The organism is Bacillus sp. EKM206B (assembly GCF_011066015.1).
Classification (GTDB): domain Bacteria; phylum Bacillota; class Bacilli; order Bacillales; family Bacillaceae; genus Bacillus; species Bacillus velezensis.
The window spans coordinates 1-11,714 of record NZ_JAAMNL010000004.1; the positions used below are offsets into that span (position 1 = coordinate 1).

An 11,714-nucleotide genomic window follows, 5' to 3' on the forward strand; every position below is an offset into this window, starting at 1 on the left:
TCTTCCAAGTCCTGAATAACCGAAGCGAGCTCTTCCACCGTCGGCCGGGCGAAGATGTCCTGTAACGGCACCTGAACACCGAACTCTTTGGCGATGCGGGAGACGAGAGCCGTCGCTTTTAACGAATGGCCGCCCCGCTCAAAAAAGTGATCCCGGATGCCGACGGGGCCGTTTTTCAGCACCTCTTCCCAAAGGGCGCAAAGCTTCATTTCCGTGACGTTCCGCGGGGCGGTGTACGCCTGTCTGTCTGCCGCTCCGCCGGGAGCCGGCAGCGCGCGGCGGTCAAGTTTTCCGCTCGGCGTGACCGGCCATTCGCTCATCTCTATAAACTGAGCCGGCATCATGTAGGCCGGAAGGCGTGTCGCAAGCTCCGCCCGCACGTCATCGCTTTCCCGTCCTTCAATATAGGCGTAAAGCGCGGTTTCGCCGTGTTCGGTCCGGGCGGTGACCGCCGCCTCACGAATGCCGTCGATGCGCCGGATCGCCGCTTCGATTTCTCCCGGTTCAATCCGGTAGCCGCGGACTTTCACCTGTCCGTCTGAACGGCCGAGCCATTCGACTAGGCCGTCTTCTGTCCAGCGTGCGATATCGCCCGTCTGATACATGCGTTCTCCCGGATAAAACGGATCATTGAGAAAACGCTCCTCGGTCAGCTCGGGCCGGTTCAGATAGCCCCGGGCCACCCCTGTCCCCGCGATGTACAGCTCTCCTGCCACGCCCGCAGGCTGGATGGTTCCTCCGCTATCTAATACATACAGACGGGCACCCGGAACGGGTTTACCAATCGGAAGCCGCGTCCGTCCGCTGTCCCGTTTTCGGTCACAGACGTAAAACGCCGCATCCACCGTCGCTTCCGTCGGCCCGTAGCCGTGAATAAGCACGGTCTCCGGCAGAAGATCGGCAAACCGGGCAGCCGTAAGCGGTGAAAGAGCTTCCCCTCCGGCAAACACGCGTGTCAGTGTTCTGCCGAGGTGTGTTCTTGTTTCCGCAGGCTCTGTTTCCAGCGCGTCTAAAAAGCTGTTGACCATCGCCGGAATAAAATGCGCGGTCGTCACCTTTTCTGAGGCAAACGCTTCAATCATCCGCACAGGATCTTTCTCCCAGCCGGCCGGAAGCAGATACACGGAGGCGCCGGACATCGTCCACCAAAACAATTGCCAGATGGAGGCATCGAAAGAAAAGGATGATTTCAACACGATAATATCCTCTTCCGTTAGCGGGAACTGCCCTTGCATCCCTGATAAAAAGGCGGCGGCCTGACGGTGTTCAACAGCCACTCCCTTCGGTGTTCCCGTCGAACCGGACGTATAAATGATATAAGCGAGCGAATCAGCATCCGCTTCGTCAGAGACAGCCCCTGTCTCCGCCTCACTTGTCAGAGCAGAAAGAGACACTTCAAGCGTTTCTCCGGAAAAACCGGAAACGGATAATCCCGGCTGTGCAAGCAGGAGACAAGCGCCGCAGTCATCGAGCATATAGCTCAGCCTGTCCTCAGGATACTCCGGGTCAAGCGGCACGTAGGCGCCGCCCGCTTTTAACACGGCAAGCACAGAAACCACCATCTCCGGCGAGCGTTCAGCGAGCACGCCGACCATGCTTTCTTTGCGGACGCCTTTTTGTCGGAGCCGAGCGGCGAGCCTGTCTGTGTACTGGTCAAGCTCGGCGTACGTCAGCATACCGCCCGGAAAACGAAGCGCCGGACGATGCGGCGAAAGCGCGGCACGGCGGGTAAACAGCCCGTGAAGCGTCGGGGCCGACGGTTCAGCCGTTTCTGTACGGTTAAACGCAGTTAACACCTGTTTCTTTTCATTTTCATCCGCCATATCAATATGCCGAATCAGCCGGTCTGGATTTCTAACGGCATTTTCAACGATCGTCAGCAAATGAGTTTGAATGCGTTTGATTGATTTTTCAGTAAATAAAGCGGATTGGTAATCAAAATTCAGCTCAATCAATCCCGTATCTGTCCGCTCCTTAATTAAAATGGACAGCTCATTTGCCGTATGCCCGCTGAAAAACATGGCCGTTTCATAATCGAAACCGTCTGCCTTACGCCACTCAAGCGGCTGATACTGCATCGAAATACCGATGATATTTTGCAGGTCATGATGAATCTGCCTTAATTCATTGACAAAAAGATTGTAAGGATATTTCTGGTGCCGCATAACAGACAGCTGCTCTTTTCCTACGCTGCGGACAAAGGACAGGAACTCCGCATCAGGATCTGCCGTCATTCTGATCGGCAGTGTGCTGACGAACATGCCGAGCATATCCTTTTCGAGCCTGGAGCCCCGGTTTCCGTAATAAGTGCCGATGGCAATATCCTTTTTAGCCGTCAGACGGCTGATGCATATGTATAACGAAGCCATAAACAGAGAGATGATGCTGATATTATTTTCTTTGCAAAAACGCCGGATAGATTGTTCTAAGGAGTGAGAAAGAGTGATAGTATCTCTGGAAGCCGCAGTGCTTTGTCTAAGATGAGAGGTTCGTTCCGCCAGTGAAAGGTGTTCCGGAACGGTTCGGTATGTTTCAGTCCAAAATGAACGGTCTTTTTGAAAACGGGAAGACTGTAAGTATTGCTGTTCTTTTTCCATGTAGCTGAGATAGGAAGGCCTGTGATGTTCAGTTAAATCCTCGCCCCGCATGATCTTTTGGTAGATGTCAATGAGCTGGTTGCCGAGCAGGTTGAGCGAGATGCCGTCCATGATAATATGGTGAAATTTTGAATAAAGCCAAACTTCTTCGTCTGACATGACAAGCAGAGTAAAGTGATACAGAGGTGAATGAAACAGCTTGAACGGAACACGGGTCTGCGTGTCAATCCATGCGTCCCGCTCTGCCTGATCAGTATGAGTAAAATCAACAGTCTCTAGAGAAATCGGCCGATGCCCCGCCAGATACAGCTGGGGTTCTGATCCGTCCCCTTCTGTCAGTTGAAACCTGAGCGAATCATTTTGCGAGATAGAAAAATCCAAAGCATGGCGCAGTACGTCAAAATCGATGTCCCCCCTGAATTTGACGCATGCCGCGAGATTGCAGATACTTGTGCCCGGTTCGAGCAGCTCCGTAAACCACACTCTTCTTTGTGCGTGAGTTAAAGAATAAACAGTGTTCTCCAATGGAATCCCTCCGCTTCAATTTAAGAGGATAAGAAAGTGAAATAATTACAATTAAATTTCGACAGCATATGACTTAATCATCCATATAAGCATTATTTTAAAACATATTTTAGAAATCACAATAAAAAATTAAATTTTCTCTAACATTTTTTAGAATATAGTATATATTCCTCACTTCACTTCTTCATTTCTATAATCTTTATACCATGTAAAACGGTATGTATGCATACTATAAACTGGTTCTTAAACACTATAATAAGGAATAAAATATATAATTAATTGCGCTTTTAAAAAGGTTTTCCTCCCGAAAAGAAGTTTTATGTTAAAAAATGAATAATCGGTGAACATGTAAGAAAGCGGTATGTAAAAAAAAGGAAGGATATTGCTGATATTACTTTTTGAAAAGATTGATTCATAATCGCAATATAATGTTTTACAGACATCATAAAAAGCCGAATCCTCTAAGGATTCGGCCCTTCTTATTGATTTGCCAGCACGACTGCGATTTTGTCTTCAATGTCTTTTCCGTCATCTTCGTCAAGCAGCCCGTTTTGAAGCACGGAAAAAATAAGCGTATCTCCTGTTTTTGTGTCTGCATAGCCGGCAATCGAACTGACTGATGTTAGTGACCCGGTTTTCGCTTTAATTTTGCCTTCTGCCGGAGTATTCTTCAGCCGGTTCCGAAGGGTTCCTCCCGTCATTCTGTCGCTTGCACCGGCGACAGGGAGCGAACGAAGGAAAGCCGGGTACCACTTTTCTTTCTGAACCGCATACAAAAGCTCTCCGATTTGGCCGGCGGATACGCCGTTAATATGAGAAACGCCGGATCCGTCTCTTGCAATCAATTCATCCGGATTCAGCCCGAACGATTTGAGTTCCGATTTCATCACGTCCAAGCCCTTTTCCCAGCTGCCCTCCCCTTTTTTTACTTTTCCCATTTCCTTGATCAGAATTTCGGCGTGTCCGTTGTTGCTCAGTTTCATAAACGGGATCAATAATTCTGAAAGAGGCATGGATGTCCGTGATGTGACGAGCTGGGTGCGGTGCGGCATTCGCCCTGTTCTGATTTTCCCTTTTACAGTTATCCCCTGTTTAGTAAGCGCTTGTTTCCATAAATCTAAAGCATAGGACGACGGATCCCACACTGCCGCCCATTCTCTTGCCTGTGCCGAGCCGGCAGGTATGGTTCCCTTTATCGTAATCACATTGCCACCGTGCTCCCGTTCAACCGTCAAATCTTTCTTTTCATCAGAAGCGACGGTTTTCACTTCATTTTTCACACGAACGACGTCCGTATGGGGAGAAATCGAAATGCGCGGCTTTTTACCGGGCTGTTTCGCCGGGCTGATTTCCGCAATCACCGTTCCGGTATCATAATCCTCATTTGGTGAAGCGGTAAGAGCTGATACTTGCGCGCCATAATATTGGCCTTCATCACTCCACGGAAGATCAACTGAATACCTGGTATCGTCATACCACGAATCATCTCCGACCAGATCTCCTTTAATGACCCGGATGCCTCTGGCTTTGACCTGTTTAGCCATCTTCTCAAAATCAGAAGCCAATAGGGTCGGATCACCTTTTCCCCTGAGATAAAGGTTTCCGCGCAGCTGTTTTCCTTTTACGGCGCCCTCTGCCCGTACTTCTGTCTTAAAGGTGTAATCTTCTCCGAGAACGGAAAGCGCCGCAGATGCCGTCAGCAGCTTCATCAGTGATGCAGGCCTCAGCCGCATATCTTCCCGGCTGCCGAACAGCACCTCCCCTGTTTTTGCTGACCGGACACTGACGCCCGCTGAAGCTCCTTTTAAAGCAGGTTCTTCATCCAGAATGTGTTCCAGCTCTTTTTGCAAAGTATTTTTTTGTTCAGCCGCCTTAGCAGCATCATCAATATAAGGAACTGCGGCAATGATCAAAAGCAGAATCACCGCGCTCAAGCGTTTCACATATGTTTTCAATGTTATCCCGCCTCTTTCCTATTCTTCGTCATGCAAAATGGTGATCCTGGATGACGCAGCCGCTTCTTCGCCCGGTTTCAGAATCTGAAGCCCTGTCAGTGATGCAGGCTGATTCAGATTAAATGCATCTGTAACGGAAGTATAAGGCTCAAGACTGACAAACCCCTGCTTTCCGTCACCGTTATATACCACCCAATGCTTGAAAGACGTGTCTGCTTGATACAAAACGGATAATTGCTCATCCGGATGATAAATAACAGCTTCATTATTGCCGCCATTCCGTCCGGAAGAAAGAAAAACATCGTCAAACTGTTTATTTTTCAAAGACATCCCATGACGGAACGCTTCTTTATCAGGAACATCCAATAAACGGCCCGTCGGCACGAAACGTTCATTTAATTCCCACATGCGGTCAGCCGTCAAAAATAGACGGGAACGCTCTTCATTGAAAACAAAAGTTGAATGATAGCCGAGCCCCCAAGGAAAAGCCTCCGTTCCCTTATTCATAATCAGCGCCCGCTGCGTAAACACATTGTCTTTTAATGTATAGGTCATCCGGACAATGACGTCGTGCGGAAATTGTTTATGAACACGGGGAATCTTTGAAAGATCAATTTCTGTTTCGACTTTCATTCCATCCCCCTCTTCTTTCGCTGCCGCCGCTTTCCAATGCTGATTGTGAAGAAAGCCGTGAATATGATTATGTTTATCCTCTTCGTTTATCTCAAATTGATACGCGCGGCCGTCAAAACGAAACGTCCCGTCCGTAATCCGGTTCGGCGGGAATAAAACGGGAATGCCGTACAGCATCGGTTTTGCGCGGAATTGCTCCGCAGTTTCCGGTTCTCTCAGAAGCCGCATACCGGTTCTTTTATCCCGAAGCGATATGACATTTGATCCCCACTCCGGCACAATGATGCATTCAGCCTGATCAGTCTCCGCTTTTATGGCTGAAACCCCTAAATAAGTCGTATGTTCAATCGTCATAAGCACCTGCCCTTTCCTTGTTTTCTAGCATGTATAGGAATTCCATTTTCTAAACTCATTTTCCTTCTCTAAAAAAAACATCGCCCGTATGAACTGAGCGATGTGCAGTAAAACCTTATTGAATCAGCCGGGTAATCTGTTTTTTCTTCCATACAAACCGGTAATATCCGTATTGCAACAGCAGGCTGACGACAAAAGCCGCCGGATAACCGACCCAAATACCGAGAATGCCGAGATTCGTATAATGAGAAAGAATAAAGGCCACAGGCACTTCAATTCCCCAAATCGCAAAAATGCTGATAATCGTCGGCCATAACACCGTACCGCTCGCCCGCATCGTTGCTGAAACGATCTGAGCGTGACCGAAAATCAAATAACTCCAAAGGGTAATCATAATCAGATTGCGGGCAATGTGGAGCGTGTCCTGATCTGTTAAAAACAAAGCAAGTATCTGCCGGGAGAAGGTATAAATCAGCACAATCAAAACCCCGCCGATCAAATAATTCAGGCCGATGCCGACTTTGATGACCTGTTTCAGCCGGCCGAATTGATTGGCGCCAATGGATTGGGCGGCAAAAATGGAAACGGCGATACCGAGACTTACCGCCGGCATCTGCACATAACTCGCCACTTGGTTGACGACCCCGTAAGCAGCCGTCGCGTTTGATCCGTAATGATTGACAAATGAAATGACCGCAATTTCAGAAAGTGACACGAGAATCATATTGATGCTCGACGGAATACCGAGACGGAGTAAAAGCGCGAGCAGCTTTTTGTCCATTTTAAGAGAACGGAGCGCAGTCCGATCAAATGCCAATGGATGTTTCCTTTTCCGCAAATAAACCATGAGTACGATAAATGTCACGATGTTTGAAATCACGGTTGCATACGCCGAACCGTAAATGCCGAACTTCGGAAGTCCGAAAAGCCCGAGAATCAATAAGGGCAAGAGCCCGATGTTTATGACTGTACTGACGATTAACGTATAAAACGGAGTCTTTGAATCTCCCGTTCCGCGTAAAAATGTCGTATACGCAAAATATAAAAACATCAGCGGCATTGCGCAAAACAAAATGCGCGCATATCGGACACTGACATCTATTACGTTTTCCGGCGTTCCCATCAGCCGCAGAATATCAAGCGTAAACACACTGCCGACAACTGCCAGGACAACACCGAGCATAAAGGTAAAAGTCAGTGTAGTGCCGACAATCGCCTTCATCCTCTCTTCGTTTTTCGCGCCGTAAGCCTGCCCGATCAGAATGGAACTTCCTGAACCGATTCCGATCGTAAAGGAGATCAGCAGAAAAAACAGCGGAAAAAAAGACGATACGGCGGCAAGCGCATCGACTCCGAGCCACCTTCCGACAAATACCATTCCGACCAATTGGCCGACAGATTGCAATACATTGCTTAAAAGCAGCGGCACTAAAAACAGTGACATCGATCGCCAGACAGACTGGCCGCTGCCTTCCGCTGTTTCTAAATGATCTTGTACTTCCATATGTAGGACTCCTTTTTTGATTTTCTTCCATTTTATTATTCAGCAGACAGCTTGTAAAAACCTTTTGTTCAATGAAACTCTTTATCTTTTTCTCACGTCTTACATGGAAATAAACCATAAAAATAAAAAGTCCGGAAAATATTTCTGAAAAGGTATTGTAATCTTACCGTAATTATTGTAACATTTGTAACATAAGAGAAAGAGATTGATTGAAGGAGAGATTATATCATGAAAAAATGGCTATTATTCCTCACTACTATTACATTGATTCTGTCATTGGGCACTGCGGCGACTGCAAAAAATGCACCTAATGACCTTACACAAAAACAAGCACTTCAGCTGGCCTTGTCAGCGAGAGAACATTTCTGGAACATGATGAGCGGCGGTGCGCTTAAATCAAACGCAAATTGCACATCTGAACCGTTTGAATATCAAAATCTGCAATATGTATTTATGTGCAAAGACCTCGGTACAAAAGCGAAAGCCGTAAAATATCTGACACCCGCTTTTACAAAGCAAGCGATTGACAAAGGGCTCAAAGATTACCACTTCACTGTAAAAGACGGCAAATTGGCTGTTCCGGTCGGCGACGGAGATAACCTCCTGAATTGGAAAAAAGCAAAAATGACCCTTCTTTCTAAAAAAGGAAGCGTCCAAACATACCGCTTCACTGTACCGACTCTTGACGGTTCTCCGTCAGCAAAACGCGATGTAACATTCGTAAAAGAAAACAACGTTTGGAAAGTCAATCAATTTGATGCTGTCATATAAGAAAAAGCCCGCTTGCTTACAGCGGGCTTTTTTCACATCATTTCCACCAGGTTTTCACAAAATATTCAACTCAAAACCCCCTTGTATAACAAGGGGGTTTTTGTTTTACCGACATTATTAAGGTGCGCCTATCTCATACAAAAAACGCTCTAGGAGAGATTCGAACTCCCGACCTGCAGTTTAGGAAACTGCTGCACTATCCGCTGTGCTACTAGAGCCTGCTTCTATTATAGTAACGCTGGCGGCCGTTTTTTTCAAGCCTACAGCCCTCCGAACACTTTATAGGCGGCTCTCGTCGTATCTTCATCTATTCCGATATAACGCATTGTAATAGACGGAGAAGAATGATTCAAAATCCTCTGCAGTTCAGCGATGTCTTTTGTCCTCTGATAAAAATGATACCCGAACGTCTTTCTAAGTGTGTGCGTTCCGATTTCCTCCAACCCGCAAGCGGCAGCCGCTTCCTTTAATATTCTGTATGCCTGAATCCGGGATATGGGCTTATTCGTCCGTTTCGATTTAAACAAATAGTCATCCTCTTTCATGTCTTTTGTATAAGCGTATATGTCGGCCTTTAAAGACTCCAGTATCAGAATTTTTCTTTTCTTTCTCGTTTTGCTTTCGGTTGCCCACACATGGTCTTTGTTCCTGACATCCCTCACGCGAAGCGGCAGAACATCAGAAATCCGCAGTGCGCTGTTCATGCCAAAAATAAATAAAAAATAATCACGATCACTTTTCTTCATTAAATACTGTTTGACTTCCTGGATCTTCTCCAAACTTCGGATCGGCTGTACGATATGCATCAAAAAACCCCTTATAATTGGTAAAGTAACATATTGAGCATTATGTTACTATTATAGCCGAAACCCGTTGAATGATAAAGGATAAAGGGTCTTATGTAACATAATATACATAGTGTTACATAAGGTGAATCAGATACACAGTTTCAACAAATTCCTCAAAAACATCATTTTCAGCCCGGTGACAAGCTTTTAAACAAATAGAGACCCAAGGCATTAAAAAATGAAAACAACGTCCTTAAAAGGAAATCTGAGCATCCGTTTTTTTGTAAGTAACCGAAAAAAATGTAAAAAAAAGACACAATATGAAATTGTGTCCTAATCTTCATCTTTTACATCAATGTCTTCAGGAAGCGGCTCATTTAAAAATTCTTGAATCATTTCCTTATATTTTTCCAGCTGCTCGAGATGGGTTTGAAATTGTTCCTTGTTGATTAAATATTGCTGTCCGTCATGGACGGCCCTTATTTTATTCGTCAAAACAAGATTGTGCACATATTCTTCAGGAAGACTGGTAAACTCCGCTGTCTCTTTGATCGTTAAATACATGGCTCACGTTCCTTTCATATGTCATGTGAGTGAATTCTGTTTTGTTTATTGTAGCTTATTTTTTGTCTTTATGCTTGTTTCACAGCTTTTTCAGCCCGGTTTCCCATTTAGCCTATTTGCGACTGATTACATTCACACAGAAACTCCGGCTTTTTGCGCACCGGACTATTCCGTTTGTCACTTGTGAAAACAGCACATTTTACTTACTCTATAATTGTAAGCGGAAAACAAAGGAGGCAGACTATGAAAAAGAAAAAGTTTATGAATCTCTGTTTTATCGTTCTGCTCAGTACGTTGCTCGCGGCCGGAAGCATCCCTTATCACGCTCAGGCTAAGAAACACCCGTTTTCCTATGACGACTACAAACAGGTAGATGTCGGCAAAGACGGCATGGTTGCCACCGCCCACCCTCTCGCTTCACAAATCGGTGCCGACGTGCTGAAAAAAGGCGGCAATGCAATTGACGCCGCGGTTGCCATTCAATTCGCATTAAACGTAACTGAACCGATGATGTCGGGAATCGGCGGCGGCGGATTTATGATGGTTTATGACGCGAAGACAAAAGACACCACCATTATCGACAGCAGGGAACGCGCACCCGCAGGCGCAACACCGGATATGTTCCTTGACGAAAACGGTAAAGCCATTCCTTTCTCCGAACGCGTTACGAAAGGGACTGCAGTCGGTGTTCCGGGAACATTAAAAGGACTTGAAAAAGCGCTCGACAAATGGGGCACACGCTCCATGAAACAACTCATCACCCCTTCCATTAAACTTGCCTCAAAAGGCTTTCCGATCGATTCGGTTTTAGCTGATGCCATCTCAGATTATAAAGACAAATTATCACACACTGCTGCAAAAGACGTGTTTCTTCCGGACGGAGAACCTCTGAAAGAAGGAGACACACTTATCCAAAAAGACTTAGCCAAAACATTTACAGCTATTAAGTACAAAGGCACAAAAGCATTCTATGACGGAGCATTCTCCAAAAAGCTTGCGGAAACAGTGCAGGAATTCGGCGGCTCAATGACAGAAAAAGATATTAAAAACTTCAATGTGACGATTGACGAACCGATCTGGGGAGATTACCAGGGCTATCATATCGCAACTGCTCCTCCTCCAAGCTCGGGCGGCGTTTTCCTGTTGCAAATGCTGAACCTCCTGGATGATTTTAAGCTTTCTCAATATGATATCCGTTCTTGGCAAAAATATCAGCTTCTCGCAGAAACGATGCATTTGGCTTATGCTGACCGCGCCGCATTTGCCGGGGACCCAGAATTCGTCAACGTCCCTCTCAAAGGTCTCTTGAATCCAGATTATATCAATGCCCGCAGACAGCTGATAGATATTGATAAAGTCAATAAAAAACCGAAAGCCGGCGACCCTTGGGCCTATCAGGAAGGTTCTGCAAACTATAAACAAGTGGAGCAGCCGACTGACAAACAAGAAGGCCAAACGACTCACTTCACGGTAACTGATCGCTTCGGCAATGTCGTATCTTATACGACAACGATTGAACAGCTGTTCGGTTCCGGCATTATGGTTCCCGGATACGGCGTTGTATTGAATAATGAGTTAACAGACTTCGATGCGGTGCCTGGCGGCGCAAATGAAGTGCAGCCGAATAAACGTCCGCTCAGCAGCATGACTCCGACTATTTTATTCAAAAATAACGAACCTGTCCTGACTGTCGGCTCCCCCGGCGGAGCAACGATTATTTCTTCCGTCCTGCAAACGATCCTGAACAAAGTTGAGTACGGCATGGATCTGAAAGCGGCGGTCGAAGAGCCGAGAATTTACACAAACAGCATGACATCCTATCGATATGAAAAAGGAGTGCCGGAAGAAGCTCGCACAAAACTGAACGAAATGGGGCATAAATTCGGCAGCAGCCCGGTTGATATCGGGAATGTGCAAAGCATCCTGATTGACCGTGAAAACGGCACCTTCACCGGAGTTGCCGACTCAAGCCGAAACGGAGCCGCAATCGGCGTAAACTTGAAAAAACATACAAAATAACAAG

Annotated in this window: 8 protein-coding genes and 1 tRNA gene; 2 read left to right on the forward strand and 7 right to left on the reverse strand. The window is 46.4% G+C overall.

Annotated elements, in window-relative coordinates:
• From G9F50_RS08845 to G9F50_RS08860, 4 genes are all read right to left on the reverse strand, one after another.
• A partial coding sequence (locus G9F50_RS08845) for a non-ribosomal peptide synthetase (protein ID WP_165417730.1) occupies nucleotides 1–3,122 on the reverse strand: 3,122 nt, incomplete at its 3' end.
• Between the two features lie 479 nt (nucleotides 3,123–3,601).
• Complete coding sequence (gene dacB / locus G9F50_RS08850) at nucleotides 3,602–5,077, reverse strand: D-alanyl-D-alanine carboxypeptidase/D-alanyl-D-alanine endopeptidase (RefSeq protein ID WP_060562923.1); 1,476 nt, start codon at nucleotides 5,075–5,077, stop codon at nucleotides 3,602–3,604.
• A gap of 18 nt (nucleotides 5,078–5,095) precedes the next feature.
• Entirely contained in the window at nucleotides 5,096–6,064 is a 969-nt protein-coding gene (locus tag G9F50_RS08855) for an aldose 1-epimerase (protein ID WP_060562935.1), read from the reverse strand.
• Nucleotides 6,065–6,179: 115 nt separating this feature from the next.
• The gene (locus tag G9F50_RS08860; protein ID WP_060562922.1) at nucleotides 6,180–7,568 is read right to left on the reverse strand and encodes an MATE family efflux transporter; all 1,389 of its coding nucleotides are present in this window, start codon (nucleotides 7,566–7,568) and stop codon (nucleotides 6,180–6,182) included.
• Between the two features lie 228 nt (nucleotides 7,569–7,796).
• On the opposite strand from G9F50_RS08860, the gene G9F50_RS08865 reads away from it, so the two are divergent.
• Nucleotides 7,797–8,339, forward strand: coding sequence for an IseA DL-endopeptidase inhibitor family protein (locus G9F50_RS08865; protein WP_060562921.1), 543 nt, complete (start codon nucleotides 7,797–7,799; stop codon nucleotides 8,337–8,339).
• 145 nt (nucleotides 8,340–8,484) lie between these two features.
• On the opposite strand, the gene G9F50_RS08870 is transcribed toward G9F50_RS08865, so the two are convergent.
• From G9F50_RS08870 to G9F50_RS08880, 3 genes are all read right to left on the reverse strand, one after another.
• Nucleotides 8,485–8,557: transfer RNA gene (locus tag G9F50_RS08870), tRNA-Arg, on the reverse strand.
• Nucleotides 8,558–8,599: 42 nt separating this feature from the next.
• Nucleotides 8,600–9,145 (reverse strand): site-specific integrase, encoded by a 546-nt coding sequence (locus tag G9F50_RS08875; protein ID WP_003153850.1) that lies wholly within the window; start codon nucleotides 9,143–9,145, stop codon nucleotides 8,600–8,602.
• Nucleotides 9,146–9,460: 315 nt separating this feature from the next.
• A complete protein-coding gene (locus G9F50_RS08880; protein ID WP_003153848.1) occupies nucleotides 9,461–9,691 on the reverse strand; it encodes an excisionase family DNA-binding protein in 231 nt (76 codons plus the stop codon).
• A gap of 243 nt (nucleotides 9,692–9,934) precedes the next feature.
• Between G9F50_RS08880 and ggt the strand changes: the two genes are divergently transcribed.
• Nucleotides 9,935–11,710, forward strand: a complete 1,776-nt coding sequence (gene ggt, locus G9F50_RS08885; protein ID WP_060562920.1) for a gamma-glutamyltransferase — start codon at nucleotides 9,935–9,937, stop codon at nucleotides 11,708–11,710.
• The last annotated feature ends 4 nt before the right edge of the window (nucleotides 11,711–11,714 follow it).

Excerpts from the sequence above, each read along its gene's own strand:
- G9F50_RS08855 (WP_060562935.1), bottom strand. The coding sequence starts at position 6,064 with ATGACGATTGAACATACGACTTATTTAGGGGTTTCAGCCATAAAAGCG.
- G9F50_RS08865 (WP_060562921.1), top strand. The coding sequence starts at position 7,797 with ATGAAAAAATGGCTATTATTCCTCACTACTATTACATTGATTCTGTCA.
- G9F50_RS08875 (WP_003153850.1), bottom strand. The coding sequence starts at position 9,145 with ATGCATATCGTACAGCCGATCCGAAGTTTGGAGAAGATCCAGGAAGTC.
- ggt (WP_060562920.1), top strand. The coding sequence starts at position 9,935 with ATGAAAAAGAAAAAGTTTATGAATCTCTGTTTTATCGTTCTGCTCAGT.
- G9F50_RS08880 (WP_003153848.1), bottom strand. The coding sequence starts at position 9,691 with ATGTATTTAACGATCAAAGAGACAGCGGAGTTTACCAGTCTTCCTGAA.
- G9F50_RS08860 (WP_060562922.1), bottom strand. The coding sequence starts at position 7,568 with ATGGAAGTACAAGATCATTTAGAAACAGCGGAAGGCAGCGGCCAGTCT.